The sequence below is a fragment of the Algihabitans sp. genome (assembly GCF_965226985.1).
Classification (GTDB): Bacteria; Pseudomonadota; Alphaproteobacteria; order Kiloniellales; family DSM-21159; genus Algihabitans.
This window is the reverse complement of the sequence record NZ_OZ245712.1, coordinates 4140290-4166235: the sequence shown is the minus strand read 5'-3', so window position 1 is coordinate 4166235 and position 25946 is coordinate 4140290. Positions and strand designations below refer to the sequence as shown.

General features: G+C 64.6%; 25 protein-coding genes and 1 tRNA gene. 10 read left to right on the top strand and 16 right to left on the bottom strand.

All coding sequences use genetic code 11. From position 1 onward, the window contains the following. Positions 1-26 precede the first annotated feature (26 nt). The 3 genes from ACO054_RS19070 to fsa are packed head-to-tail and all read right to left on the bottom strand — an operon-like array spanning position 27 to position 2435. Complete coding sequence (locus ACO054_RS19070) at positions 27-1019, bottom strand: tyrosine recombinase XerC (RefSeq protein ID WP_421708170.1); 993 nt, start codon at positions 1017-1019, stop codon at positions 27-29. Continuing rightward, complete coding sequence (locus ACO054_RS19065; protein WP_421708169.1) at positions 998-1765, bottom strand: DUF484 family protein; 768 nt, start codon at positions 1763-1765, stop codon at positions 998-1000. Before ACO054_RS19065 ends, ACO054_RS19070 begins: the two co-directional genes overlap by 22 nt. After that, positions 1737-2435, bottom strand: coding sequence for a fructose-6-phosphate aldolase (gene fsa / locus ACO054_RS19060; RefSeq protein ID WP_421708168.1), 699 nt, complete (start codon positions 2433-2435; stop codon positions 1737-1739). Before fsa ends, ACO054_RS19065 begins: the two co-directional genes overlap by 29 nt. Positions 2436-2593: 158 nt before the next feature. Here fsa and ACO054_RS19055 point away from each other — a divergent pair, with 158 nt between their 5' ends. From ACO054_RS19055 to ACO054_RS19025, 7 genes are all read left to right on the top strand, one after another. Further along, on the top strand, positions 2594-4867 hold the full coding sequence (locus ACO054_RS19055; protein ID WP_421708167.1) for a primosomal protein N': 2274 nt from the start codon (positions 2594-2596) through the stop codon (positions 4865-4867). A 388-nt stretch (positions 4868-5255) separates the two neighbouring features. Next, complete coding sequence (locus ACO054_RS19050) at positions 5256-5816, top strand: F0F1 ATP synthase subunit delta (protein WP_421708166.1); 561 nt, start codon at positions 5256-5258, stop codon at positions 5814-5816. Next, positions 5816-7351: a F0F1 ATP synthase subunit alpha gene (atpA, locus tag ACO054_RS19045; RefSeq protein ID WP_421708165.1), complete on the top strand. Its 1536-nt coding sequence runs from the start codon at positions 5816-5818 to the stop codon at positions 7349-7351. Before ACO054_RS19050 ends, atpA begins: the two co-directional genes overlap by 1 nt. Positions 7352-7412: 61 nt before the next feature. Further along, positions 7413-8315: a F0F1 ATP synthase subunit gamma gene (locus ACO054_RS19040; RefSeq protein ID WP_421708164.1), complete on the top strand. Its 903-nt coding sequence runs from the start codon at positions 7413-7415 to the stop codon at positions 8313-8315. 79 nt (positions 8316-8394) lie between these two features. Continuing rightward, the gene (gene atpD / locus ACO054_RS19035; protein WP_421708163.1) at positions 8395-9819 is read left to right on the top strand and encodes a F0F1 ATP synthase subunit beta; all 1425 of its coding nucleotides are present in this window, start codon (positions 8395-8397) and stop codon (positions 9817-9819) included. A 33-nt stretch (positions 9820-9852) separates the two neighbouring features. Then, the gene (locus tag ACO054_RS19030; protein WP_421708162.1) at positions 9853-10269 is read left to right on the top strand and encodes a F0F1 ATP synthase subunit epsilon; all 417 of its coding nucleotides are present in this window, start codon (positions 9853-9855) and stop codon (positions 10267-10269) included. Between the two features lie 253 nt (positions 10270-10522). Then, the gene (locus ACO054_RS19025) at positions 10523-11356 is read left to right on the top strand and encodes a ferritin-like domain-containing protein (RefSeq protein ID WP_421708161.1); all 834 of its coding nucleotides are present in this window, start codon (positions 10523-10525) and stop codon (positions 11354-11356) included. Between the two features lie 63 nt (positions 11357-11419). On the opposite strand, the gene ACO054_RS19020 is transcribed toward ACO054_RS19025, so the two are convergent. From ACO054_RS19020 to ACO054_RS18960, 13 genes are all read right to left on the bottom strand, one after another. Further along, positions 11420-11944, bottom strand: coding sequence for an RNA pyrophosphohydrolase (locus tag ACO054_RS19020; protein ID WP_421708160.1), 525 nt, complete (start codon positions 11942-11944; stop codon positions 11420-11422). Between the two features lie 8 nt (positions 11945-11952). Further along, on the bottom strand, positions 11953-13212 hold the full coding sequence (locus ACO054_RS19015; protein WP_421708159.1) for a divergent polysaccharide deacetylase family protein: 1260 nt from the start codon (positions 13210-13212) through the stop codon (positions 11953-11955). Positions 13213-13359: 147 nt separating this feature from the next. Continuing rightward, a complete protein-coding gene (locus ACO054_RS19010; RefSeq protein WP_421708158.1) occupies positions 13360-14643 on the bottom strand; it encodes a S41 family peptidase in 1284 nt (427 codons plus the stop codon). Further along, positions 14643-16010, bottom strand: coding sequence for a murein hydrolase activator EnvC family protein (locus ACO054_RS19005; RefSeq protein WP_421708157.1), 1368 nt, complete (start codon positions 16008-16010; stop codon positions 14643-14645). The genes ACO054_RS19010 and ACO054_RS19005 overlap by 1 nt, the downstream gene beginning before the upstream one ends. A 151-nt stretch (positions 16011-16161) precedes the next feature. After that, entirely contained in the window at positions 16162-16632 is a 471-nt protein-coding gene (rlmH, locus tag ACO054_RS19000; protein ID WP_421708156.1) for a 23S rRNA (pseudouridine(1915)-N(3))-methyltransferase RlmH, read from the bottom strand. A gap of 82 nt (positions 16633-16714) precedes the next feature. After that, a complete protein-coding gene (rsfS, locus tag ACO054_RS18995) occupies positions 16715-17110 on the bottom strand; it encodes a ribosome silencing factor (RefSeq protein ID WP_421708155.1) in 396 nt (131 codons plus the stop codon). A gap of 41 nt (positions 17111-17151) precedes the next feature. After that, positions 17152-17862, bottom strand: a complete 711-nt coding sequence (locus ACO054_RS18990; RefSeq protein WP_421708154.1) for a nicotinate-nucleotide adenylyltransferase — start codon at positions 17860-17862, stop codon at positions 17152-17154. 57 nt (positions 17863-17919) lie between these two features. After that, positions 17920-19200, bottom strand: coding sequence for a glutamate-5-semialdehyde dehydrogenase (locus tag ACO054_RS18985; protein WP_421708153.1), 1281 nt, complete (start codon positions 19198-19200; stop codon positions 17920-17922). A gap of 19 nt (positions 19201-19219) precedes the next feature. Continuing rightward, positions 19220-20392, bottom strand: a complete 1173-nt coding sequence (gene proB, locus ACO054_RS18980) for a glutamate 5-kinase (RefSeq protein ID WP_421708152.1) — start codon at positions 20390-20392, stop codon at positions 19220-19222. Next, complete coding sequence (obgE, locus tag ACO054_RS18975) at positions 20380-21438, bottom strand: GTPase ObgE (RefSeq protein WP_421708151.1); 1059 nt, start codon at positions 21436-21438, stop codon at positions 20380-20382. Before obgE ends, proB begins: the two co-directional genes overlap by 13 nt. 182 nt (positions 21439-21620) lie before the next feature. Continuing rightward, positions 21621-21890 (bottom strand): 50S ribosomal protein L27, encoded by a 270-nt coding sequence (rpmA, locus tag ACO054_RS18970; protein WP_421708150.1) that lies wholly within the window; start codon positions 21888-21890, stop codon positions 21621-21623. Positions 21891-21896: 6 nt separating this feature from the next. Beyond that, positions 21897-22307, bottom strand: coding sequence for a 50S ribosomal protein L21 (gene rplU, locus ACO054_RS18965; protein ID WP_421708149.1), 411 nt, complete (start codon positions 22305-22307; stop codon positions 21897-21899). Positions 22308-22508: 201 nt separating this feature from the next. Further along, on the bottom strand, positions 22509-23429 hold the full coding sequence (locus tag ACO054_RS18960) for a hypothetical protein (RefSeq protein ID WP_421708148.1): 921 nt from the start codon (positions 23427-23429) through the stop codon (positions 22509-22511). 203 nt (positions 23430-23632) lie between these two features. On the opposite strand from ACO054_RS18960, the gene ACO054_RS18955 reads away from it, so the two are divergent. The 3 genes from ACO054_RS18955 (at position 23633) to ACO054_RS18945 (ending at position 25066) form a co-directional block, all read left to right on the top strand. Further along, a tRNA-Ser gene (locus tag ACO054_RS18955) sits at positions 23633-23722 on the top strand. 500 nt (positions 23723-24222) lie between these two features. Then, positions 24223-24396: a hypothetical protein gene (locus ACO054_RS18950; protein ID WP_421708147.1), complete on the top strand. Its 174-nt coding sequence runs from the start codon at positions 24223-24225 to the stop codon at positions 24394-24396. Positions 24397-24670: 274 nt separating this feature from the next. Continuing rightward, positions 24671-25066: a DUF4112 domain-containing protein gene (locus tag ACO054_RS18945; protein ID WP_421708146.1), complete on the top strand. Its 396-nt coding sequence runs from the start codon at positions 24671-24673 to the stop codon at positions 25064-25066. The last annotated feature ends 880 nt before the right edge of the window (positions 25067-25946 follow it).

Here is a 25946-nt window from a genome sequence, read left to right as displayed (position 1 = left end):
CCGAATGTCCTCTACCGCTATGAGGACTAAACGCGCGCCCGCGGGTGAGCGCGGTCGTAGATGTCCAGCAAGCGCGCGCTGTCCACAGCGGTATAGCGTTGGGTCGTCGAGAGACTGGCATGGCCCAGGAGTTCCTGGATCGACCGCAGATCGCCGCCGGCCCCCAGCAGATGCGTGGCGAAGGAATGGCGGAGGGCATGCGGCGTCGCCGTCTCGGGCAGATCGAGGAGGGCGCGCAGACGCTGTAATGAGAGCTGCACCTGCCGAGCCGAGAGCGGCTTGCCCCTCTGGGCGCGGAACAAAGGCTCCTCGGCCGGCAGGGAGTGAGGACAGGCGGCCCGATAGGCGCCAATGGCCTCGGGGATCGCCGGCAGCAGGGGAACGATACGTTCCTTCTGTCCTTTGCCAACGACACGCAGAGTGTCCTGACCTGGGACCGGAGCTTCGCCGGCGCAGAGCGCCAAGGCCTCTCCAATGCGAAGGCCGGCCCCATAGAGCAGCAGCAGGATCGCCGTATCCCGTAAACCCTGCCAGTCTTGCTCGTGCAGTTCATTGACGGACTCGACGGCAGCCCGCGCTTCGCTCTTGGTCAAGGCCTTGGGCAAACTCTGCGGCAGCTTCGGCCCCCGCAGGTTGGCGATCGCGCTGTTCTCCAGCCGGCCGGTCCGCCCGCCCCACCTATAGAAGCTCCGCACCGCCGCAAGAGCCCGGGCCGTCGAACTGCGGGCCAATCCGTCGAGCGTTCGCCGCGCCAACCAAGCGCGGAAATCCGCATGACTTAGCCGGCGCAGATCCTCCAGACCGGGCCGCTGTCCTAGATGAGGGGTCATGAAAGCGAGAAAACCGAGAAGGTCGGTATCGTAAGCGGAACAGGTATGTGCCGAGGCCCGCTTCTCATCGACCAACCACACCCGCCAATCTCGGACGGCGGCCTCCACAGCGGCATCGCCGGGAAAGCCGATCAAGCCGCCGCCGGTCGCCGAAGCCGCGCGACTGGCTACTCGGGCAGATCGAGCCATGCGCGGACCAAATGCTCGACGGTCTGCCCGAGAAAGCCGAGCAGCTCGGTGCCCTGGCCCTCTTCAAAGTGCCCGGGTTCGCGGCTACCGAGCCCGATCAAGGCTGGCGGCGTCGTCGGACCGATGTTTAGCCGCACCAGAGCGGCCGAGCGAACGAGCGCCGCCGTCGTCGGGAAGACCTGCTTGTCACCGGGCGCATCGCCGATCAATCGCACGCGTCGGCTGCTGCCGAGCAACGCCTCAACCGTACCCGGGTCCAGACGATAGACGCCGAGGGGCCGCTTCGGCGGGCTGAGCGACATCTCGGATGGTTCAACGCAGAGGGACACCACATCGACGTCGAGCGCGAGCGGCAGATCCGTGGTCAGGGTCTCGATCAGGTGTTCGAAGGAACGCGCCGCCAGCAAAGCCAACAGACCCCGGTGGAGCCGCTGCTGGGCAAGGGCGTTGGCGCGGCTGAGCGAGATCAGCTCGTCGCGCGCCTCAAGCGCCTGACCGACCTCGCGCCGCAGGCGCTCGACCATTGCCTGCTGGAAGTCGACCACCCCGTCGCCGGTCACGCGTACCGGCGAATCCATGGCGTCGAGCAGTTCCGGATGGCGCTTCAGGAAATCGGGGTGGCGGCGCAGATAGGCCGCCACCTCGCCTTCGCCGAGCGTGCGGCGAGGCGTGCCCTCGACTCCCTCGGTCTCGGAGCGCGCAGAGCGCTCCGGACTGTCAGGCGCTGCGTCGCGCCGGTTCGCCATGCCCGTCCTCATCGCTCAGGATCGTCTGACCGGTCTTCGCCCAATCGGCAAGGAAAGCATCCAGCCCTTTGTCGGTCAGCGGGTGTTTGTAAAGGCCGCGCAGAACGGCCGGCGGAAGCGTCGCCACATCGGCGCCGAGCTTCGCCGCCTCGATCACATGCGCGGGACCGCGCACACTGGCAACCAGCACCTCCGTCTCGATATGAGGGTAGGCTTCATAGATCTCGACGATCTCGGCGATCAGTTCCATACCGTCGGCTCCGATGTCGTCGAGCCGGCCAACGAAGGGCGAAATGAAGCTCGCACCGGCCTTGGCGGCCAGAAGAGCCTGCCCAGCCGAGAAGCAGAGGGTGACGTTGACCTTGGTTCCCTCATCGCTCAAAACCTTGCAGGTCTTGAGACCGTCGGGCGTCAAGGGAACCTTGACGCAAACGTTCGACGCCAGAGCCGCCAGTTTGCGGCCCTCGGCCAACATCGTCTCATGGTCGGTGGCCGTCACCTCGGCCGAAACCGGGCCTGGCACGATCTCGCAAATCTCCTGTACCACCTCCAGGAAACTGCGCCCGGTCTTGGCAACCAGCGAGGGATTGGTGGTAATGCCGTCCACCAGTCCTGTGGCGGCAAGATCCCGGATCTCGGCGACGTCGGCAGTATCGATGAAGAACTTCATGGCGGCGGTCTTTCTCGTCCTTTATCCAGCCCCCTCCCGCAGGCCATCTGCTGTTGCGGGGGCGTTTGTGCGGGAGATAGACCCGCCTCGGGGGGTTCGTCTAGAGCCGCCTCCACTCGACTGGCAGGGACTCCGATCGGATGCCTAGAGTCTAGCTTATGGCTGAGCGTCGCGCCACCGGCGCCCAAGATGCAAAACAATACCTACCTGCAACCTCCTCGGTGGGCAGCGGCGACCTTTTATGTCCGCAACGCCTGCGCGTCCTCTTGCCGCTGCCACTCAGCGGCGCCTTCAGCTACAGCGCTCCGGCGGATCTCGCGCTAGCGGCGGGCGATCTCGTCAGGGTACCGCTTGGACGCCGCGAAGTCGTCGGCGTGGTCTGGGACGGCACCCTAGAGGAGGACGGGCTGCCGGCGGAAAAACTGAAACCGATCACGGCAAAGCTGGATCTCCCGCCGCTGACAACGGCGCATCGTCGCTTCATCGACTGGGTCGCGGGCTACAGTCTCGCCCCTCCCGGGGCGGTTCTTCGGATGAGCTTGTCCTCTCCAGGGGCGCTGGCACCTCCGAAACCGATACGGCGCGTCGTCCAATCCGGTCGACCGCTCCCCGAATCCCTCAAGCTCACGTCCGCAAGGCGCCGTCTCCTCACTGCCGCCGAAGACGGTTTCGCACGCAGCCAGGCGGAGCTCGCGAGAGCCGCCGGCGTCGGCGTCGGCGTGGTCAAGGGGCTGGTCGAGGCCGGCGCTCTGGACGAGGTCGAGGTCACGCCGCGTCTGTCAACCGCAGTACCGAACTGGCGGCAGGAGGGACCGACGCTCTCGCCGGATCAGGAGGCCGCGGCACGCGACCTGAGAGCGAAGATCGACGACGGCTTTTCCGTGACCCTGCTGGACGGAGTGACCGGCTCGGGCAAGACCGAGGTCTACTTCGAGGCCGTGGCCGCCGCGCTTGCCGCGGAGCGGCAGGTGTTGGTTCTGCTGCCCGAGATCGCGCTCTCGGCGCAATGGCTGGAGCGCTTTGCCGCCCGCTTCGGCACACCACCGGTGGCGTGGCACAGCGACCTCAAGAGCAGCCAACGACAACTCACTTGGCGGGCCGTCGCGGAAGGACAAGCAAGAGTGGTGGTGGGCGCACGCTCCGCGCTCTTTCTTCCCTATCCCGAGCTCGGGTTGATTGTTGTCGACGAGGAACACGAGGCTGCCTTCAAACAGGAAGACGGCGTGATCTACCATGCACGCGACATGGCCGTGGTGCGCGCGCACCTCGACAGCTTCCCCATCGTTCTCGCATCCGCGACGCCGTCGCTGGAAACGACGGTCAATGTCGAGAGCGGCAAGTACAGCGAGCTGCGCCTTCCGAACCGACACGGCGGTGCAGTCCTGCCGCAGGTGGAGCTGATCGATCTGCGGCAGGATCCGCCCCAGCGTGATCCTGAGATCGGTACCTCCTGGCTTTCGCCACCCCTGTTGAAAGCCCTGGAAGAGACCCTGCAATCCGGCTCCCAAGCACTGCTCTACCTGAATCGCCGCGGCTATGCGCCGCTGACGCTCTGCCGCGCTTGCGGCCATCGCTTCGAATGTCCCAGCTGTACCGCCTGGCTGGTCGAACATCGTTTTCTCGGCCGCCTCGTCTGTCATCACTGCGGGTATAGCCAGAGAGCTCCGGAGAGCTGCCCGGCCTGCGGCGAGGTCGAGGCGCTGACCCCCATCGGACCGGGTGTCGAGCGCTTGGCCGAGGAGGTAGCCGCGCGCTTTCCAGAGGCACGGACCCGCATCATGTCATCCGACAGCTTGCAGGGTCCGGCCGACGCCGCCGAACTGATCCGCAGCATTCAGGCGCACGAGCTAGACATCGTGATCGGCACGCAACTCGCGGCGAAGGGACACCACTTCCCTCTGCTTACTCTGGTTGGTGTGATCGATGCCGATCTGGGCCTGAAAGGCGGCGATCTGCGCGCCGGCGAGCGAACCTACCACCTATTGCATCAGGTCGCGGGCCGGGCCGGCAGGGCCGAGCGACCCGGGCGCGTGCTGATTCAAACTTACGATCCGGACCACCCCGTGATGCGGGCCCTCGCCGACGGCGACCGTGACCGCTTCGTCAACCTTGAGACGGAGCAGCGCAAGGCCGGCGGTTGGCCCCCCTTCGGCCGGCTGGCCGCCATCATCCTCTCGGCGCCCGATCAAGATACGGTCGAGCGGAGCGCTCGGCTGCTCGCGCGCTCCGCGCCCTCGCTGCCGGGCCTGCGCGTGCTAGGCCCCGCCGAAGCTCCCTTGGCGGTTCTGCGCGGCCGCCACCGCAGACGATTCCTGATCAAGGCCCGTCGCGATCTGCCACTGCAGACGATCCTGCGCCATTGGGTTGGCGGATTGGAGCTTCCGAACGCCGTTCGCCTCGCCGTCGATGTCGATCCCTACAGCTTCTGGTGACGCAGCGCTGCAGAGCCCGCAGGACGCGTGCGAGTTTCACCCGAAAACGCTGTGTTGCTGCCAAGGTCGGGGAGCCCACTGTGCGGTGCAAAAAGCCAGCCCGACTCGGCTTGCACCCTCCATAGGCCTGTGATACCTACGCCTCGCTTTCGCTGCGGGGATCGCCTCGCGCACCGGCAGCACGGTTGCCCTCCACTGCACGGTTCGTTCCGACAATCGTTCCGTCATGCAGGGGTATCCAGCCGAATGCGGCGACCTGCGCGGTTCGCGTAAGCGTAGATTTCGGGACGCGCCTTTCGGCGCGAACTCAGGGGACGAACGGGCGCGGACTCGCGCTACGATCTTCGGCTCTTGGGGCTGTTCTTGGTTTTTTGGGGAGCCAACGGGCTTGGCAGGCACAGATGAAACCGTAGGCGGTCTGGCGGGGCGTTATGCCCTCGCGCTCTACGAACTGGCCGATCAGAACAAGCAACTCGACGCGGTTGCCGGCGATCTAACCAACCTGCGGTCGCTGATCCAGGAAAACGGTGATCTCCACAGCTTGATCCGCAGCCCGGTCTACGGCCGGGACCAGCAGGCCAAGGCCATAGCCGCGGTGCTGGAGAAGGGCGGTGCCAGCGATCTGGTGCGCCGCTTCGTCGGCGTTGTAGCCGAGAACGGCCGCCTCTTCGCGCTTCCCCGCATGATCGAGGCCTTCATCTCTGAACTGCGCCGTCGGCGCGGCGAGGTCACGGCCAAGGTAATTTCTGCACGCGCGCTATCCGACGCGCAGCGCAACGAGCTCGCCGAGACGCTTCAGAAGAAGGTCGGCGGCAAGGTTGAAATCGACACCCAGGTAGATCCCTCGCTACTCGGCGGTCTGATCGTTCAGGTCGGCAGCCGCATGGTGGACGGGTCCCTGAAGAGCAAGCTCGAACGACTCAAGTTCGCGATGAAAGGGGTTGGCTGATGGACATCCGGGCCGCGGAAATCTCCTCGATCCTGAAACAGCAGATCGAGAATTTCGGCGCCGAGGCCGATGTCGCAGAGATCGGCACGGTTCTCTCGGTTGGTGACGGTGTGGCGCGCATCTACGGTCTGGACAACATCCAGGCCGGCGAGATGGTCGAGTTTCCGGGCGGCGTGAAGGGCATGGCCCTGAACCTGGAGCACGATAACGTCGGTGTGGTGCTGTTCGGCGACGACCGCGGCATCGGCGAAGGCGATACGGTCAAGCGCACGGGCGATATCGTCGACGTGCCGGTGGGCAAGGGTCTGCTGGGCCGCGTTGTCGACGGCCTGGGCAATCCGATCGACGGCAAGGGCCCGATCGAGGGTGCCGAGCGCCGCCGCGTCGAGGTCAAGGCGCCGGGCATCATCCCGCGCAAGTCGGTGCACGAGCCCATGCAGACGGGCCTGAAGGCGATCGACGCCCTGATCCCTATCGGCCGCGGCCAGCGCGAGCTGATCATCGGCGACCGCCAAACCGGCAAGACCGCTATCGCGCTGGACACCTTCATCAACCAGAAGAGCGTCAACGCGGCCGACGACGAGCAGACCAAGCTTCACTGCATCTACGTCGCGATCGGCCAGAAGCGCTCCTCGGTAGCGAAGCTGGTGAAGATCCTGGAGGACAACGGCGCGATGGAGTACTCCATCGTCGTCGCCGCTACCGCCTCCGACCCGGCACCGCTGCAGTTCCTGGCGCCCTATACGGGCTGCACCATGGGCGAGTACTTCCGCGACAACGGCATGCACGCCGTGATCTGCTACGACGACCTGTCGAAGCAGGCTGTGTCCTACCGCCAGATGTCGCTTCTGCTCCGCCGCCCGCCGGGCCGCGAGGCTTTCCCCGGCGACGTCTTCTACCTGCACTCCCGTTTGTTGGAGCGCGCGGCGAAGATGAACGAGGACAACGGCGCCGGCTCCTTGACCGCGTTGCCGGTCATCGAAACCCAGGGCGGTGACGTCTCGGCCTTCATTCCGACCAACGTGATCTCGATCACCGACGGTCAGATCTTCCTCGAGACGAACCTCTTCTATAAGGGCATCCGCCCGGCGTTGAACGTCGGTATCTCGGTCAGCCGCGTCGGTTCCGCCGCCCAGATCAAGGCGATGAAGAAGGTCGCCGGCACCATGAAGCTGGAACTGGCACAGTTCCGCGAGATGGAGGCCTTCGCTCAGTTCGCCTCGGACCTGGACGCCTCGACCCAGCGCTTGCTGCAGCGTGGCCAGCGGCTCACGCAGCTTCTCAAGCAGCCGCAGTACAAGCCCTTGCCGGTGGAAGAGCAGGTCTGTTCGATCTACGCCGGTACGCGCGGCTACCTCGATACGGTGGCGGTGAACAAGGTCGGCGATTTCGAACAGCGGATGCTGGCCGAACTGCGTTCGACACAGCAGGATCTGCTAGAGGGCATCCGCAGTCAGAAGGACCTGACTCAGGATCTCGAAAGCAAGCTGAAGTCCTTCCTGGAAGGCTTCGCGAAAACCTACACCGCCGACTGAGCCGACGGGCAGAAGCTCGACGGCGCCACAAAGGTAGCGGATCAGAAGCGAAGCGGACCCGATGGCCAGCCTCAAGGACCTGCGCAACCGTATCTCAAGCGTCAAGTCGACGCAGAAGATCACCTCGGCCATGAAGATGGTCGCGGCGGCCAAGCTGCGGCGCGCCCAGGAACAGGCCGAAGCGGCGCGCCCCTATGCCGAGCGCATGGGCCGCATGCTCGGCTCCGTCGCCTCCAGCGTGATGGCGGGCCAGGGCCCGAAGCTCCTGTCCGGTACCGGCAAGGACCAGGTTCACTTGGTCGTTGTCGCAACGGCCGATCGCGGCCTTTGCGGCGGTTTCAACTCCTCGATCGTCCGCGAGTCGAAACGGCTGATCGACGAGCTGAAGGGCCAGGGCAAGGACGTCAAGGTACTGTGCGTCGGGCGCAAGGGCCGCGACCAGCTGCGCCGTACCCATGGCAACCTGATCGTCGAGACGATCGAGGATGTAAACAAGCCCTATCCCAGCTTCGACAAGGCGGACGAGATCGCCGAGAGGCTGCGCCGCATGTTCGATGCAGAAGAGTTCGACGTCTGCACGCTGATCTACGCGCGCTTCAAGTCAGCGATCAATCAGATCGTCACGCGCCAGCAGCTCATTCCCTTCGCGGCGGACGACACTGCCGAGGAAGACGGGCAGACGGCCCCCGCTCCGCTGCAGGCGGACGGTGCCGTCTACGAGTATGAGCCGAGCGAGGAGCAGATCCTCGCCGATCTGCTGCCGCGCAATCTCTCGGTCCAGATCTACCGCGCCATCCTGGAGAACAACGCCAGCGAGCATGGCGCACGCATGACCGCGATGGACAACGCGACCCGCAACGCGGGCGAGATGATCAACAAGCTGACTTTGCAGTACAACCGCACGCGTCAGGCGGCGATCACCACGGAGCTGATCGAGATCATCTCCGCCAAGGAAGCAATGTAACCAAGAGCGAGCGAGGGCGCGGGCCGAGGGCGGCCAGCGTCGGCGCCGGAATGGCGAAATGCCAGGGAGCAGAAGTTCGATGGCCAAGAATCTGGTGGGCACGATCACCCAGGTGATGGGTCCGGTGGTGGACGTGCAGTTCGAAGGCGATCTGCCGCCGATCCTGAACGCGCTGGAGTGCGATAACAACGGTACCCGTCTGGTGCTGGAGGTGGCGCAGCATCTGGGCGAGAATCAGGTTCGCACGATCGCGATGGACAGCACCGAGGGCTTGGTGCGCGGCAAAGAGGTCCAGGACAGCGGCGGCCCGATCAACATGCCGGTCGGCCCCGAGACCCTCGGTCGTATCCTGAACGTGGTCGGAGAGCCGATCGACGAGCGCGGTCCGGTCGAAACCAAACAGAACGCGCCGATCCACCGGTCCGCGCCCAGCTTTGCCGAGCAGTCGACGGCAGCCGAGATCCTGGTGACAGGCATCAAGGTGGTCGACCTTCTGGCGCCCTACTCGCGCGGCGGCAAGATCGGCCTGTTCGGCGGCGCAGGCGTTGGCAAGACGGTGCTGATTCAAGAGCTCATCAACAATATCGCCAAGACCCACGGCGGCTACTCGGTCTTCGCCGGTGTCGGCGAGCGGACCCGTGAGGGTAACGACCTCTATCACGAGATGATGGACGCCGGCGTGATCGACCTGGAGGGCGGTAATTCCAAGGTGGCGCTTGTCTACGGTCAGATGAACGAGCCGCCGGGTGCGCGTGCGCGCGTGGCGCTCTCCGGCTTGACGCTGGCCGAGTACTTCCGCGACGAAGAAGGTCAGGACGTCCTGTTCTTCGTCGACAACATCTTCCGCTTCACGCAGGCGGGCTCGGAGGTTTCGGCGCTGCTGGGCCGCATCCCCTCGGCGGTGGGCTACCAGCCGACTCTGGCCACCGACATGGGCGCCCTGCAGGAACGGATCACCACCACCACCAAGGGCTCGATCACCTCGGTGCAGGCGATCTACGTGCCGGCCGACGACTTGACCGATCCGGCCCCCGCGACGTCCTTCTCTCACTTGGATGCCACGACGGTGTTGAGCCGCGCGATCTCCGAACTCGGGATCTATCCGGCTGTCGACCCGCTCGACTCCACCAGCCGTATTCTGGAGCCCGGCGTGGTCGGTGAGGAGCACTACAACGTCGCCCGCCGCGTCCAGGAGACCCTGCAGGGTTACAAGTCTCTGCAGGACATCATCGCGATCCTGGGCATGGACGAGCTGTCGGAAGAGGACAAGCTGACCGTGGCCCGCGCGCGCAAGATCCAGCGCTTCCTGTCACAACCCTTCGACGTGGCCGAGGTCTTCACCGGCACGCCGGGCGTCCAGGTCAAGCTCGAGGATACCATCAAGGGCTTCAAGGGCCTGGTAGACGGCGAGTACGACCACCTGCCCGAGGCCGCCTTCTACATGGTCGGCACCATCGAAGAGGCTGTCGAGAAGGCCAAGAAGCTGGCGGCCGAAGCGGCCTGAGGCTCCGGAAACGACGGGTAGGGGGCGCGCCGAATGGCGGCTGAACAGGTAGAATTCGAACTGGTGTCGCCGGAGAAGCTTCTGCTGTCCGAAACGGTGGAGATGGTTGTCGTGCCCGGTGCGGACGGCGATTTCGGTGTCTTGCCGCGTCACGCGCCGCTGATCTCCTCTCTGCGTACCGGCGTGATCTCCGTCTATCGCCAGAACCGCCGCGAGATCAGCGAGCGCATCTTCGTGGACGGCGGCTTCGCGGAGGTGACTCCGGAACGTTGCACCGTTTTGGCCGAGCAGGCGGTACCGGTCGGCGAGATCGATCGCGGCGCCGTCGAGCAGCAACTGCGCAATGCCCGTGAAGACCTGTCGGACGCGGCATCGGAGGCGGAACGCAAATCCGTGGAACGGCGCATTTCTCGCTACGAGGGTATGTTGCAGGCCCTTCAAGAAGCCTGACGGACTGCGGCAACCCTGATCGACACTGGCAGTCGCAAGCCACCCTTGTTTCCTGTAAATACCTGTGTCTCTTGCTTGATTCGGGGATTTTACGCATCTTCCGGTGCGTAAACCTTGCAGCGCGATACCTCGCTACCAAAATTGGGATCGTGCGGAACCGTTCTCGCTATACGGCAGTTGCATCAAGGTAAACGCCGGACTCGGAACCGGGCAGGTTCACAGCACCCAGCTGAAGCAGAGGGCACAAGGAAATATGGCAGCCAAGCACTGGACGCTGGACGATGTGCCATGGGACCGCTTCGATCCGAGCAAGGTCGATGCGGACACTCTCAAGGTCATCAAGGCCGCCAGCCTGGTCGAGTACAACGGCGGCGACTACGCCACCTATCTGTGCAACGTCTTCCCGGAAGACAGCGCCTTCTGCACGGAGGCCCAGCGCTGGGCGCGGGAAGAGGTGCAGCACGGCGAGGCTTTGGGACGCTGGGCAAAGCTCGCGGATCCCGACTTCGATTTCGATGGCGCCTTCACACGTTTTCTCGACGGCTTCCGCTTGCCCTTGAACGCTACGGAGTCCGTGCGCGGTTCGCGGTGCGGCGAGCTGGTCGCCCGCTGCATCGTCGAGGTTGGCACCTCCAGTTTCTACGGCTCGATCGGCGATACGACGGAGGAGCCGCTGCTGCAGGACATCTGCAGGCGCATCGCGGCGGATGAGCTGCGCCACTACAAGCTCTTCTATTCCTTCCTGCGGCGCTATCTGGAAGCCGAGAACATCGGTAAGTCCCGGCGACTGCTGATCGCCCTCGGCCGGATGCACGAGACCGAGGACGACGAGTTGGCCTGCGCCTTCTGGGCTGCCAATTCGGAGCCCGGAGAGCCCTACGACCTGCGCAAGTGGTCCAATGCCTATATGGGCCGCGCCTACGGCTACTACAGGCTGCCACGGGTGGAGATGGCGACCGCGATGACCTGGAAGGCCGCCGGTCTGAACCCGCAGAGCCGGGCCGTGTCCTGGTTCGCCGGGCTGGCCTACCGCATCATGCAGCATCGCCATCGCCGCCTGATGCGCAGCGGAGCCCTCGCCGCCTGAAGAGAGCAGTGACTCCACTGAGGATCTGCGGCGATTGAACCTAGGCCGTCGACTTCAAGCCGATCACGCCAGGTGTCGAAATTCCTCGAAAACTCGACGGTAGAGGTCGCGTTTGAAGGGCACGATCAAAGCCGGCAGATCGACGAAGTCAGCCCATTTCCAGGCCTTGAACTCCGCATGGGGGCCGAAGATGTCGATCTCGTCGTCCTGCCCGAGAAACTCCAGGGCATACCACTTCTGTTTCTGCCCGCGGTAGCGGCCCTTCCAGAGTTTGGGCACGAGATCCAAAGGCAGGTCGTAGCTCAGCCAGTCCCGGCTTTCCGCGAGCAGCCGCGCATTCGCTGTGCCGGTCTCCTCTTTCAACTCGCGAAACACCGCAGCCTGGGGGTCTTCGCCCTTGTCGATCCCGCCCTGAGGCATCTGCCAGGCGGCGCTGATCATGTCGGACCGCTGAGCCGCGAAGACCTTACGCTCGCGATTGAACAGGACGGCCCCGACCCCCAGGCGGAACGGTAGCTTCTCAAGCTCTTCCAGGGATGGCGGTGGCTCCGGCGGATTGGGATCGTAGACTGTGTCGTTGCTGCTCATGTCGCGCTCTAAGGAACAGGCTGGCTGTTGGCGATCGCGGACACCGGTGCAAGCGCAAGCCCCTTGCCAGGCAGGCTTCTCGCCCAGTCCACCAGGAACGCCAAAGTGGTTGGATTGGGCTGGCCCAGGGCAACGGCAGTGCCGCGTTCCCGCGCGATCCGTTCGACCTGTGCCAGACTGGCATCGACGGCCGGCGTGGCCGCCATTCTGGCATCGAGACGACGATCGTTGATCGCCACCGGCAGCCCGAGGCTCCTAGCAAGACGCGCTGCGTGCGGCGTGTCCACCGGCCGATTGTCGACGTAAAGCAGACCCCTGCGGGCGACTTCGTTGAGCACAGGCGTCAGAGCCTGCGAATCGCCGACGAAGCGGGAACCGAGGGCCCCAACCACGCCGACATAATCCCGCCCTCGGCTCAACACCAAATCCAGTCGCTCTAGATTGTCGTCCGGCCCGGCGCCGGTCAGGAGCGCCAAAGTTCCGGGATCGTCGCGTGTCGCCGGCTCCATGGGCAAGTCGATCAGCACCTCGTGGCCGAAAGCCCGCGCCGTGCGCATGAACTCCTCGGTCTGCTTGGCATAGGGCGAGAAGGACAACGAGATTTCCGGTGGCAGCTGCTCGATGGCTTGCAGCGTGCGCGGACCGTTCAATCCCAAGCCGGTGATGACAATTGCAATCAGCGGCCGCTCCTCCGGCGGGCTGAAGGGCCGTGAGAAGCGCTGCCATGCCGGAACCACAGGCGGGGCTGGCGCGGGCGGCGGCGCGGCCTCCGGAACGGTCGGAAGGGCCGCAGTTTGCTCCTCCGCCGGTGGTGGAGTTACCTGGGCGTCGCTGGTCTCGTTCTCCAGCGGCTGTTCGCTGGCCAAAGTGCCAGTCTCTTCGGCGGGCGGCTCCGGGCTGGCAGATGGCCCGGGAACGGGTGATTGCTCCAAATCTTCGGGTGGCCGAGCGGGCGAGGGCATCGCCAAGGTGTCCGTCTCGGATCCGGCATCGAGATCGGACAAGGGCGCCGACTGCGGACCTGCCAACTCCAGATCGGACTCAGAGAACTCCGGCTCCGCTTGACCCTCCGCCGGTACCGCGTCGGTAATCGGCGGTATCGCTGGACTGGGCTCCACCTCGACTTCGGCCAAACCTCCAGGTGCCGGCTCGCTGTCCGTCAAACCAGCAATCTGCGCTTCGATCTGGGGTAGAAAGACGTATACAGCCGCTGTGGCGACCGAAAGTCCAAGCAGGAGCCAAGCGCAGAGCAGGGCTCGCCCAGCCATACTGCGGCGAGACCTGCCGTGACCGGCCGGCCCGACCGGACCGCCGCCGCTACCTGCTTTCTGTCCTCGAACCACCTGGTACGTGCCGCTTCAATCCACCCGGTGCGCCGCGAGCGACGCTAGAGAGCAGGATCGCGCTCTAGAGGATCAGTTTACGGCGCGTTGGCTATACAAAACCAGACCGCGCAGGAGATCGAGCGCCCGCGCCAACTGGTAGTCTTCCAAGGCCTGGTCTTGCGGATCGTCCTCGGCCTGCGGGCCGGGGGCCTCGTCAGGCGCTTCTTCGGCCTCAAGACTTCCGCGCAGATCGGCTTCACTGCGCCCGGCCGGCCCATCGATGGTCTCCAGCCGAGCCCGCTCCACGAGGATATCGGGATCGATGCCCTTGGCCTGAATGGAACGGCCACTTGGCGTGTAATAGCGCGCCGTCGTCAGACGCATGGCTCCAGCACCGCCCAGGGGCATGACCGTTTGCACAGATCCCTTACCGAAGGACTTGGTCCCCATGACGATAGCGCGGCGATGATCCTGCAACGCGCCCGCCACGATCTCGGATGCCGAGGCGGACCCCCCGTTGATCAGTACGACGATGGGGAGTCCCTCCATCAGGTCGCCAGAGCGCGCGTTGTAGCGGCTGGAATCCTCCTCGTAGCGGCCACGGGTCGAGACGATCTCTCCGCGCTCTAGAAAGGCGTCGGATACGGCCACCGCCTGATCCAGAAGCCCGCCGGGATTGTTGCGGAGATCCAGCACGACACCCCCGAAGTCGTCCCCCAGTTCCTCGGCAAAACCAGCTACGGCCTCTTCGACGCCCGGCATGGTCTGCTCGTTGAAGGCCGTGATCCGGAGATAACCGATATTGCCTTCGAGTCGGGAGCGAACCGACTGCACGGTGATGATATCGCGCTCGATCGTCACGTCGAAGGGTTCCTCTTCGCCGCGCCGCAGGGTGATGGTCAGCGACGTCCCGACAGGGCCGCGCATCATGTCGACGGCCTCCGAAAGATCCAGGCCCATCACGGGGTCACCGTCCAGATGCGTGATGAGATCGCCCGCCTCCACGCCGGCTCGGAAAGCCGGCGTATCGTCGATCGGCGAGACCACCCGAACCAAACCGTTCTCCATGGTCACTTCGATGCCGAGTCCACCGAACTCGCCACGGGTCTGGACTTGCATGTCGTTGAAACTGTCAGCATCCAGGAAGCTGGAATGCGGATCGAGATCGCTCAGCATGCCCTGGATGGCCGCCTCGATCAGCGTTTCGTCGCTGACTTCCTCGACATATTCCGCACGGACGCGCTCGAAGACGTCGGCGAAGACTTTCAACTGCCGGAAAATCTCCTCGTCGTCGCCATTCTGGGCGTTGACTCCCGCCGGCAACAGCACGCCGACACAAACAGCAGCTGCAATAGCCGTTTTCGCAAAGCGCATCAGCCTCTCGCTCTCTCTTCATCCATCGCCAACCACGGCAGGGGATTGATCGGTTGGCTGTCGCGCCGCAGCTCGTAGTAGAGACGTGGCGCCCCTACGCCACCCTCCTGACCGCCCATCGTACCAAGCGGCTCCCCAGCCAGAACCCATTGACCGACCACGGCATCGATCCGCTCCAGCCCGGACAGCAAACTATGGTATCGCCCGTCGTGCTCGATGATCAACAACAGCCCATAACGTCTGAAAGGACCCGCGAAGGCCACCTGCCCATCGAACGGAGCTACAACCTGGGCCTGGGGCCTGGACTCCATATAGATCCCTCTGGCACGGGCGTCGATGCCACCGGCCAACTCCTCACCGAAACTGACGGCAACGTGACCGGCCACCGGTAAGCGCAGGCTGCTGCGAACAGACGGAAAGGACCGGACGCTTCCGGGTCGAACCAGAGGCGAAGACGGCAGGCTTGCGACCAGAGGTTCGGCCTGGGTCTCAGACGAAACAGCGGCGGGGTCGACCTCTCGCGTGGCGTCGCTCGCTTGAGCAGACTCGACGTTTGGGGTGACTTCGGTACTCGGGTCGGCCGCGACATCTGAAGGCGATGCCGGCTCAGGCAAACGCTCGACCAGAGGCGCGGTTTGTCGCCTGCGCCGGAGATCCTCGGCCCGGCGCAAGACGGTCAGAGCGGCCTCGGTTTCCCGGACGCGCCGCTCTTCTGCTTCGGCGGCCAAGCGCTCTACCAAATCCTGGAGATCTTCGACCTCCTCGGCTAGGCGTTGAACCCGTTGAGCGGCCTGGGCGCCGGCAGCCTGGGCTTCCTGCTGCAGCATCAGCTTCTGCTCCGCCAAACTCTCAAGACCGGCTTGCTCCCGGGTCAGGGCCGCGCGCGTAAAGGCCAAGTCATCCCGTTCGTCCGATGTCGCGTCCGTCAAGGCTGCCAAGCGGTCGAGGTCGCGTCGTACCTCAGCCGCGCGGCGCTCTAGCTCCGGAACGGTCGCGGACAGCAGAAGAGCGGTGCGTGCCGTTTCGAGAGCGCCGCCGGGCGAGGCCAGCAGGGTTTCCGAGGGCTGCAGTGCCATTCTCTGCAGCGCCGCCAAGGTCACCGTGAGTTGGACGTTGCGTTCCGCGAGACGCGCACGCTGGCGCAACTCGGCCGCGCGCCGAAAGGCAACGGCGATTTCCACGTTCGAAAGCTGCCGTTCCAGATCCTGGGCGCGCGATGCGGCGGCGATGGAGTCGCGGCGCAAACGCTCGATCTCCTCCTGTAGAGAGGCCGCGCGGGTCTGGGCCTCGATCTCGGCGGCCGCGCCCGCTTCGATCTCGCGCTGCAGCTCCTCCAGACGCTCGACCTGCGGCTCCGAACCTTGCACCGTTTCCTGAGCCCAGCCCACGCCAGCGAACGACAGGAGGGCAAGGAGCAGACAGGGAAGGCAGCACAACGTCAAAAACAGCCTGCCGCAGAGTTGCGTCGGAATTGCGGCAGGCCCTTGACGGCGAGAAGAGGACGCAGGCATTGCCGGATCAAGCTCTATGGTAGGGGTGACCGGTCAAGATCGTTTCGGCACGGTAGAGCTGCTCGGCTAACAAGCTTCGCACGAGCAAATGCGGCCAGGTCATGGCCCCAAAGGAAAGCAACAGGTCCGCCTCCGCCCGCAGATCCGGATGCAGTCCGTCCGCGCCGCCGATCCAGAAGCCGACGACGCGGCGACCGTCGTCTATCCAACCGCCCAACTGCCGGGCGAAGGCGTCGCTGTCCAGCGCCTTTCCTCGCTCATCCAAGGCGATACGGACCGAACCTTCCGGCAGAGCCGCGCGCAACAACTCTCCTTCCCGGGCGATCCGCTCACCGGACGGCAGGGGGCGCCGTTCCTCGACCTCGCGCAATTCAAGCGGGCCCAGGGGCCCACGCCCAAGACGGCCTGCATACTCCAGGTAAAGGTCGCGCATAGGACCCGACTTCAGGCGGCCGACGGCGGCCAGCACAGATCGCATCCCTACCCTCGCTCCGGCCCTCGGCTGCAGACTTGACAGGCATCCGCCAAGCGGACCCTGCCGCCAAGCGGAAACAGTCGCCTCAAGCGTTGGCCGCTTGCACCCTTGATCCACCGGCGGCTGGCGTCATCCACATCTTTTCAAGATTGTAGAATTCGCGAACCTCGGGCCGGAAGATATGCACGACCACGTCCAAGGCGTCGATCACGACCCAGTCGCAGGTCTGCTGCCCCTCGACGGAAACATGGTTGTAGCCGACCGCTTTCAGCCGCTCGCGCAGCTTCTCGGCGATCGCCCCGACCTGACGGGTCGAGCGACCGCTGGCGACAACCATGTAATCGGCGATGGACGACCTGCCTGCCAGGTCAATGACGACAATGTCTTCAGCCTTGTCGTCGTCGAGCGAGGATTGAACGAGTTCGACCAGATATCGGCTATCGCCGGGATGGCCGGCCGCAGCTTCGGCCGACCGCTCCATGACGCTCTGCGTCGCGCTGCGGTCGAGTATGGCTTACACCCTCACCTTTCTGTGGCGGCCACGGCCTTCTTACGAACGGCCCTAGCGTGGTCGCCGCCCGGCCCGCTTTCGTCCATCCCGACTTCGGGACTTGGCGACGGCGCGCGGGCCCTCAACGCCGTGGCCGAGAGCGAAGACTTGGGAATATGGAGGAACGTCCATGCCGGCGGCGATGCCAAAACCAACCTTCCGGCGCTCTTCTCCGGAACGCGGGCGCGGGCGAATCGCCGCGCGGCCTTCCCGGCCACAGGTGCAAAAGAATAAGCGGGACGGTCAAGAACCGCAACGCCGACGGTGTGAAAAATTTCTTGCCATGCCGCCCAGCGATCGATCTGACAGAGGTTGTCCGCACCCATCAGCCACATGAAGCGCCTGCCTGGAAACCAGCCCACCAGGGCGCTCAGTGTGTCCGCTGTCAGCGTGCCGGGCAGCAATCGCTCCAGAGCCGTGACCCTGAGCCGAGGATGCCGCGCCAGGTGCCTGGACCGCGCCAAGCGATCGGCCAGCCGCCCCATACCCGTCTGAGACTTCAAAGGATTCTGAGGGCTTACCAGCCACCAGACCTCATCCAGACGCAATCGCTTCAGCGCCTGCATCGAAATGTGGACGTGTCCTGCGTGTGCGGGATTGAAGGACCCGCCAAGCAGGCCGATCCGTGCCCCCGGCGGTGGCAGCCAGCCGTCCAACTCGGCGGCGAGGCGACGACGCGTCACGAAGGGCGGCGGCCGGAGTCGGGCCGGCACCCTGGCGGAAAGCCCAGGCGCCAAGATCTAGGGCCGCACCTGGCCTTGGCCGCGCACCCGATACTTATAGGTCGTCAGCTCGTTGGCGCCGACTGGACCGCGCGCGTGCAAGCGACCCGTGGAAATCCCGATTTCCGCCCCCATCCCGAACTCGCCGCCATCGGCGAACTGGGTCGAGGTATTGTGCATGACGATCGCTGAATCGACACGGGCCAGGAACGTCTCGGCCGCCACAGTATCCTCGGTGATGATGGCGTCGGTGTGGTGTGAGCCGTGTCGATCGATATGCTCGATGGCGGCTTCCAAACCTTCCACCGTCTTGATCGCGAGGATGGGCGCCAGGAATTCGGTATCCCAGTCGGTGGCTTCGGCAGACACGACGCGTCCGTCGAGGGACCGGACGACCTCGTCGCCACGCAGTTCACAGCCGCGCTCGGCCAGAGCCTCCAGAATCGGCGGCAGCAGCCGCTCCGCAACGCTGCGGTCGACCAACAGCGTCTCCGTCGCGCCGCAGATCCCGGTCCGCCGCATCTTGGCGTTAACGGCGATGGCCTGGGCCTTCAATGGATCGGCCCCGGCATGAAGGTAGGTGTGGCAGTTGCCGTCGAGATGCGCCAGCACAGGCACTGTCGCCTCACGCATCACCCGCTCGATCAGCCCACGGCCGCCTCGGGGGACGATCACGTCGACATAATCGTGCATCTGCAGCAGGTGGCCCACAGCCGCGCGCTCCCGACTGGGCGGGCGCTGGAGACAGGTTTCGGGCAGACCGGCGGCCGTCAGCCCCCTATGCAGAGCGGCAAGGATCGCACCGGAGGAATGGAAGGACTCGGACCCGCCACGCAGAATGGCCGCGTTCCCGGCCATGAGGCAGAGCGCGCCTGCATCGGCGGTCACGTTTGGCCGGCTTTCGTAAACGATGCCGACAACACCCAAAGGAACGGCGATCCGCTCGATCGCCAATCCGTTGGGCCGCTCCCAGCCCGCTAGCACCCGTCCGACAGGGTCCGGTTGCGCCGCAATCGCCTCAACACCCCCAGCCATGGCTTCGACGCGCGTCTCGGTCAGCTCCAGCCGATCAAGCAGGGCTGGCGACAGATCACGGGTTCGAGCCGCAGCCATGTCCTGCCGATTGGCCGCGAGAAGGGCCGGCGACGCCTCTCGCAAGGCCGCTGCGGCAGCACGGAGAGCCGTCCGCTTCGTCTCTAGAGAAGCGACGGCCAGCACGGAGGCCGCCTGTTTCGCGGCCACGCCGATCGCTTGCATGTCGGCTTCCAAGGTATCCTTGAAGGCAGCTTCGGCATTCATGACGGTACCTACGGGACGTTCATTGCGACTGCGGAACGAACTGGGTCACGACCAGATCGTCGCGATGGATCAGTTCCTCACGACCACGGTAGCCCAGCAGAGTCTCTATGTCTCCGCTCTTCTGGCCAGCGATACGGCTTGCCGCCTCGGAATCGTACGCCGAGAGGCCGCGCGCGACCTCCCTTCCGTCGGGCCCGGCAACCACGACGGCATCGCCGCGCTGAAAGGAACCCTGCACGGCCGTGACGCCAGCCGGCAACAGGGATTTCCCGGCCTGCAGAGCGGCCAGCGCACCTCCGTCGACAGTCACGAGCCCGGACGGCTTCAGGCTGCCGGCGATCCACTGCTTGCGGGCCGCGCGCGGGCTCATCTGAGCCAGGAACCAGGTGCAGCGGCCGCCCTCGGCCAGGGCGCGCAGAGGGTGCAGCAACCGCCCGTTCGCGATCGCCATACGGCAGCCCGCGTCGACGGCAACCTTGGCCGCCGCCAGCTTGGTAATCATCCCGCCGGAGGAGTAGCCGGCCGGCGCCGCACCCGCCATGGCCTCGATTTCGGGCGTGATCCGTTCGACCAGCGGCAGATGCACGGCCGCCTCATCGCGTCGCGGATCGCCGCTGTAGAGGCCGTCGATATCGGACAGCAGGACCAGCGTGTCGGCATTGACCATGGCCGCGACCCGCGCCCCCAGGCGGTCGTTGTCTCCGAACCGGATTTCCGAGGTGGCGACCGTATCGTTCTCGTTGATCACGGGCAGGGCCCTGAGACGCAACAGGGTGGTCAAGGTGGCCCGCGCGTTCAGATGGCGCCGCCGCTCCTCCGTATCGGAGAGGGTCAGCAGGACCTGAGATACCGTCACGCCATGCGGCTGCAGGGCCGCCTGGTAAGCATGCGCCAGCAGGATCTGGCCAGTGGCGGCCGCCGCCTGCTGCTGCTCCAGCTTCAGCTTGCCCTTGGCCAATCCGAGCGTAGGCCGGCCTACCGCGATCGCGCCGGAGGACACCACCAGCACCTCGCAGCCGCGACGGCGCAGCGCCACCAGGTCCTCAGCCAAAGCCGCCAGCCAGTCGCGCCGGATCTCGCCGCTGGCTTGGTCCACCAGCAGGGCGGAGCCGATCTTCACAACCAGCCGCCGGGCCTCTTCGAGCTTCGGCACAGATAGCGATTCGCGAGCCAGTTCGGTCACGGCCGCCAAGCCTCCCTGACCGGTGCCTCCGCTCCATCGTCGCCGCGCTGTTCCGCCTCGAGCGCTCGGGCCTGCTGAATTCGCTCCAGCACGGCGGCGAGGACCGCCTGCAGCCCATCGCCACTGACGCCGGAACAGAAGATCGGTTTGGCACCGGTCGCCGCTTCAAGAGCGCCCGCCCGGGCCTTCAGGGCCTCCGCCGGAACGGCATCGACCTTGTTGAGGACGACGATTTCTGGCTTCTGGCCGAGATCGGCGCCGTAGCCGTCGAGTTCCGTACGGACGGTGCGCCAAGCGTCAACCGGGTCGTCCTGGGTTCCGTCGATCAGGTGCAGCAGGACTCGGCAACGCTCGATATGGCCGAGGAAACGAGTTCCCAGACCGGCACCTTCGTGCGCGCCCTCGATCAAGCCGGGAATGTCGGCCAGAACGAACTCTTCCTCGCCGGCACCGACCACGCCGAGGTTCGGGTGCAACGTCGTAAAGGGATAGTCGGCGATTTTCGGCCGAGCCCGAGACACGCGCGACAGAAAGGTCGATTTTCCGGCGTTCGGCAGTCCGACCAGACCTGCATCCGCGATCAGCTTGAGGCGGAGCCATACCCAGAGCTCCTCGCCCGGCTGACCGGGGTCCGCGCGGCGCGGTGCCCGATTGGTCGAGGATTTGAAAGCGGCGTTGCCCAGACCCCCGCGACCGCCACGGGCCAACAAGGCCTGCTGGCCGATCTCAGTCAGGTCGGCAAGCAGAAAGTCGCCATCGTCATCGAGGACCTGCGTCCCGGCCGGGACCTGGATCACCAAAGTCTCGCCGCCGGCGCCGGTCCGGTCCCGACCCATGCCGTTAGTGCCGCGCCGCGCCTTGAAGTGCTGGCGATAGCGGAAGTCGATCAGGGTGTTGAGCCCCTCAACGGCCTCCACCACCACATCGCCGCCCTTGCCGCCGTTGCCGCCGTCCGGGCCGCCGAACTCCACATACTTCTCGCGGCGGAACGAGCAGGCACCGTTCCCGCCATCGCCGGCCTTAATGTAGATCTTGGCTTGGTCGAGAAATTTCATGACCGGCTTGGCGTCCGCTCAACCCGTCGCAAGAGAACAGGCCCAGCGCTGAGTTTCCACCACTCCAAAAGAAAACGGGTCCAGAAGAGCACGGGCCCAAAAGAAAACGGGGGAGCGATCCAGCGCTCCCCCGTCCGTGATTTCGAGCCCTGTCGGCTCGGTCGCGTGCGACGGCGGCGCGCCTACTCAGCGGCCTCCGGCAAGGGGTCGACCGAAACATAGGTGCGATTGCCGGCGCGCTTGGCGAAGGACACCTTGCCCTCGACCAGCGCGAAGATCGTGTGATCCTTGCCTAGGCCGACGTTGGTACCCGGACGCCACTTGGTGCCGCGCTGGCGCACGATGATGTTGCCGGCAAGCACGCGCTCGCCGCCGAACTTCTTGACGCCCAAGCGCCGACCGGCCGTATCGCGCCCGTTGCGCGAGCTGCCGCCTGCCTTCTTGTGTGCCATGGGATTCTACTCCGCTTGTGCTTCTGCGCCGGAGGTGGCGTCAGCCTCGACGTTTTCGCCGGTCTCGGCCTTCTTCTTCGCCGCCGCCTTCTTCGGCTTCTTGCCATCCAGGGCGATATCTGTGACCTGCAGCACCGTCAGCTGCTGGCGATGACCGTTCTTGGTCCGCGAATGCTTCCGGCGGCGCTTCTTGAAAACGATCAGCTTCTCGCCTCGGGTCTGTTCGACCACCGTCGCGGTCACGCTGGCGCCTTCGACGCGCGGCGCGCCCAGGGTCGTGCCCTGATCGCCGCCCACCATCAACACCTCGTCCAGGGTGACGGTCGCGCCAGGCTCGGCGACCAGCTTCTCGACGGTCAAGCGGTCGTCTTTGGCGACCCGGTACTGCTTGCCGCCTGTCTTGATGACTGCGAACATCGTTTTCGCTCTTCGGCTAAAGCTCATTAATAGAGAACGCACGCCGACGCTTGCGCCGCGCGCGAAGGCCGGGACTATAGGGATGGCTGCACGACTGTCAAGGGACAGACTGCCCGGTCGATCGCGGTTCAGGCCTGGAAATTGGCCCAGACTCCAACTCACGTTTTGCGCCAGAAATCCCGGCCCAAAGCGGACTTGCCGTTACGGCAGCTGGAGCAGTTCGGTTGCCGCCCCGTCGCGTTCGTATCCCTGGGCCAGCATCCTGCCGCTGCTAGGCTCTGCCATCAAGGCTAGGCGCGTCATGGGGTTGAGGACCGGCGCTTCGAGAAAAGCCAGCGTTTCGCCGGTCTGGTCACAGCCACTTTCACGCCAGCCCGCAAGCGCGGCCGCGCGCTCTACGCTCGCTTGGCCACGCGAGCGCCAACGACCGGGAAAAGCCGTGAAGTGATTGGCCGAACAGACTCCGTCGCGGCCGTTTCCCTCGCGCACCCGAACGTCGGTCTCCAGGCGCTCGATCACGCAGCATTCCTCAGGGGAGAGACCTGCCAAAACGAAAATGGCCGGCAGAGCCAGGGCCGCGCTGGATAACAGATCCTTGGCCTCGGCATAGCTGCGACAGCTTTCGAAGGCATGGCGCAGCAGATGGGCAGGCGGCAGTCCGTCGTTACGCCACCAGCGTCGGCGTGCAACGACCCAGTCCAACGGCAGAAAGCCGGTCGCGCGACGGAGCGGCGCTTGGTTGAAGGCGGCGGCAAAGCGGCCGGGCGCCTGGGCTTGAATGACTCCGGCGAAACCCGGCCACGTCAAATTGGTCCAGGGTCCTGCCGGCCCCTCCAGGTGGGCCGCCATGACCTGGCGCCCCAGACCGTCGTTGGGCCAGTCGAGGACGCGCAAGAGCTGTGCGCCGGTTCCGTCCGCTGTCGGCGCCGCACGGGTCGTACAGCCCCACTCGTGATTGATGTTCAGGAAATGGCCGCCCGGCCGCCCGATCTCCGCAGCCAGAGCGTCGATTTCCGGCAGATAGGGATTGCCGCTGCGCGCCAGCCAACGCCGCGACAGGGCATCAGCCGCCCGCACGACGACCGTCGGCCAGCCGCGAACCCCCAGGTCGAGCAGCGCCATGGCTCGATCGCGCTCCACTGCTAGCAACCGAACCGCCCAGTCCCTGTCGGAGCAGCGAACCTGCGGAATCTCGATCAGAAGGTGGGAGCCGTTTCGGGGAACCATGACAGCAAGAGTGCATGAAAGGTCCACGAAGTTGAATGCCAAACGCTCGCACCCGCTTGCGTTCACCGAACAGCCCCTTTAGATAAGCGGTCTTCTGCGGAGAGGTGCCGGAGCGGTTGAACGGGGCGGTCTCGAAAACCGTTGTGCGCGCGAGCGTACCGAGGGTTCGAATCCCTCCCTCTCCGCCATTAGGGCTTCACCCTGGATTTGTTTTTGAAAACCTGTTCAGGCCGGCACAACGCTTGCCCGGGCACCATCGTCCGGCGGCCAACGCGACTGTGAGAAAGCGAAGTGGAGATAGGTTAGAGAGCCGCCGCGACTCTTCTCGCGGACTCACGTCACGTGACGAAAGGCCCTCCGATTGCGAGCGGTTTTCAGCTCGCCTGACGCCTAATCCATCTTGAGGAGCGACTTAACGTTATTCAGATGCCGTGGCAGGCTTTCTGATCTCCCGTGTCAGCTGCTTTCCGAGCAGCGGTCAAATCCTGTTCAACGGCCTCGGCTTCCGGGGGGCTGCCGAAGCAGTTCTCGGTTGGGCCAGCGCCCTCGGCAGCAATCTCGGCAGCACACTCGCCCGTAGCGAGCGTGATTTCCGACGGCTCGTCGTCACCGGCGTCCTCAGCCCGAACGGCACCCTATTCTCTCCGACACGACGCGGACTTCTTCGAGACAGCCTGGGGAAGTCGCGATGGCTGAACTCCAGATCGTGAAACAGAGCGCCGCGGTCGCCACCGTGCACAAGCCGAAACTTGGCATGATCGAAAGCTCTTTTTTCCGTTTGCTCAAAACGTCCGACAACGCTGATAGCTCGCAGCTGATAGTGCACAACGGTTTGCGCGTGTGTCTCTGGATCGAAACCTGACAAGTTCCACTCGGGCAAGACGGAGTCGCAAAGGACTGCGGAACCAAATCGCCGCTCATCCGGTTTGCAGGGTGTCTCTATCGAGACTCTACTGCCTTCGTTCAGCAATTCGGAGTGCACCGATGGATCTGATCCGTATCGTGATCGCGATCCTGCCCCCCTTGAGCGTCTTCTTGTAAGTCGGCCTTGGCAAGCATTTCTGGATCAACGTTCTGCTGACGCTCCTGGTCTAGATTCCTGGAAACGTCCACGCCGTTTGGATCATCGCCAAGACGTGAGGCAGGAGGTGACACTGCCGCTACACAAGCGGAAGGAGCAGGACCAGATTGAGCGACTGGCGCGCTTGGCCGACTGGATGGATAGCCGGTTCCGAATTCCGGGGACGCGTATTCGCTTCGGCCTGGATTCGATCGTGGGACTCGTTCCTGGCGTGGGTGACGGTCTATCCCTGATTCCCGCTGCCTATATCGTCGGCCAAGCAGCTCGTCTCGGCGTATCGAAAACGGTTCTCGCCCGAATGGTCGCCAACATCGTGTTAGACAGCCTGCTCGGCAGCACTCCCCTGATCGGCGATCTTTTCGACGTTGGCTTCAAGGCCAACCGAAAGAACATAGAACTCCTGCGCCGAAGCTTGTCCAAGGCCGAGCACGAGCCAGGCAAACCGGCCTGACTGACCCTTCGACTTACGGAGCTACCAAGAGCCCGAAGTCGGCCAGCCTCCAAGGTCGAGTTATGTTGAAAAAGCCGACCAACTCATCATCCGTTCCATGATGTCCGCCACTCCGATTCAAATGATGGAACACCCGACGAGCTTTCCGCAGAGTGCTATCTTGCAGAGAATTGGCGCCAGCATATGCATTTTTTGCAAGAATAAATCAGCGAAATGGCCAATACGGGCAATTCTTTGAAAGTAGTTTTCGTGATTTTTGGATATATATTTCAATGGATCCACGATTTTTAATGCAGCCTTAACGGGCGCAATCTAATCTGAACGAAGTCGTTCTGGCGAAGGCTCGCCCGAAGCGAGCCCCCGTCACCACACCGATCCGCCGTCGTAAAGATGATCGCCAAATCCGTCCCCCGACATTGCGATCAGCCCCTAGTGATCCACGGACTGTCTGGTTCGATTTTCAACCAGAGCCGAATTCGGTGCGGCGAGCGGATCATAAGGGGTGCACAAAGAAACATCTTAGTATCCGCAAGACGGCCGTGCGCTGCGACGGAGAGAGCGTCTTGAGCGAGCCGGACCGCAACGCTCACCGCGGAGAGGCGACCCTGGAGAGACGCAAGCGCTTCGGCATCTTCGCGCGCTCGAAACGCCGTAAGATCCAGCCTTGGATCTACGATCTGATTGGCGCGGCTGCCGTCACCGGCTTCGCGACGGCAGGTCTGATCACCCTGGACGCTTTCGAAGCGCTCTACGAGTTCTCCCGGTCCCATGAAGACTGGGAACTGGACGAGCTGATCATGATCGTACCGGTTCTCTGTATCGCAAGCGCCTGGTTCGGCTGGCGGCGATGGAGGGAAACCGGCCGGCACCTGGGCGCCCG

Bases quoted from the DNA above. Each gene is read 5' to 3' on its own strand.
- ACO054_RS19070 (WP_421708170.1), bottom strand. From the start codon at position 1,019: ATGGCTCGATCTGCCCGAGTAGCCAGTCGCGCGGCTTCGGCGACCGGC.
- ACO054_RS19065 (WP_421708169.1), bottom strand. From the start codon at position 1,765: ATGGCGAACCGGCGCGACGCAGCGCCTGACAGTCCGGAGCGCTCTGCG.
- fsa (WP_421708168.1), bottom strand. From the start codon at position 2,435: ATGAAGTTCTTCATCGATACTGCCGACGTCGCCGAGATCCGGGATCTT.
- ACO054_RS19055 (WP_421708167.1), top strand. From the start codon at position 2,594: ATGGCTGAGCGTCGCGCCACCGGCGCCCAAGATGCAAAACAATACCTA.
- atpA (WP_421708165.1), top strand. From the start codon at position 5,816: ATGGACATCCGGGCCGCGGAAATCTCCTCGATCCTGAAACAGCAGATC.
- ACO054_RS19040 (WP_421708164.1), top strand. From the start codon at position 7,413: ATGGCCAGCCTCAAGGACCTGCGCAACCGTATCTCAAGCGTCAAGTCG.
- atpD (WP_421708163.1), top strand. From the start codon at position 8,395: ATGGCCAAGAATCTGGTGGGCACGATCACCCAGGTGATGGGTCCGGTG.
- ACO054_RS19030 (WP_421708162.1), top strand. From the start codon at position 9,853: ATGGCGGCTGAACAGGTAGAATTCGAACTGGTGTCGCCGGAGAAGCTT.
- ACO054_RS19025 (WP_421708161.1), top strand. From the start codon at position 10,523: ATGGCAGCCAAGCACTGGACGCTGGACGATGTGCCATGGGACCGCTTC.
- ACO054_RS19020 (WP_421708160.1), bottom strand. From the start codon at position 11,944: ATGAGCAGCAACGACACAGTCTACGATCCCAATCCGCCGGAGCCACCG.
- ACO054_RS19015 (WP_421708159.1), bottom strand. From the start codon at position 13,212: ATGGCTGGGCGAGCCCTGCTCTGCGCTTGGCTCCTGCTTGGACTTTCG.
- ACO054_RS19010 (WP_421708158.1), bottom strand. From the start codon at position 14,643: ATGCGCTTTGCGAAAACGGCTATTGCAGCTGCTGTTTGTGTCGGCGTG.
- rlmH (WP_421708156.1), bottom strand. From the start codon at position 16,632: ATGCGATCTGTGCTGGCCGCCGTCGGCCGCCTGAAGTCGGGTCCTATG.
- rsfS (WP_421708155.1), bottom strand. From the start codon at position 17,110: ATGGAGCGGTCGGCCGAAGCTGCGGCCGGCCATCCCGGCGATAGCCGA.
- ACO054_RS18985 (WP_421708153.1), bottom strand. From the start codon at position 19,200: ATGAATGCCGAAGCTGCCTTCAAGGATACCTTGGAAGCCGACATGCAA.
- obgE (WP_421708151.1), bottom strand. From the start codon at position 21,438: ATGAAATTTCTCGACCAAGCCAAGATCTACATTAAGGCCGGCGATGGC.
- rpmA (WP_421708150.1), bottom strand. From the start codon at position 21,890: ATGGCACACAAGAAGGCAGGCGGCAGCTCGCGCAACGGGCGCGATACG.
- rplU (WP_421708149.1), bottom strand. From the start codon at position 22,307: ATGTTCGCAGTCATCAAGACAGGCGGCAAGCAGTACCGGGTCGCCAAA.
- ACO054_RS18960 (WP_421708148.1), bottom strand. From the start codon at position 23,429: ATGGCGCTGCTCGACCTGGGGGTTCGCGGCTGGCCGACGGTCGTCGTG.
- ACO054_RS18950 (WP_421708147.1), top strand. From the start codon at position 24,223: ATGGCTGAACTCCAGATCGTGAAACAGAGCGCCGCGGTCGCCACCGTG.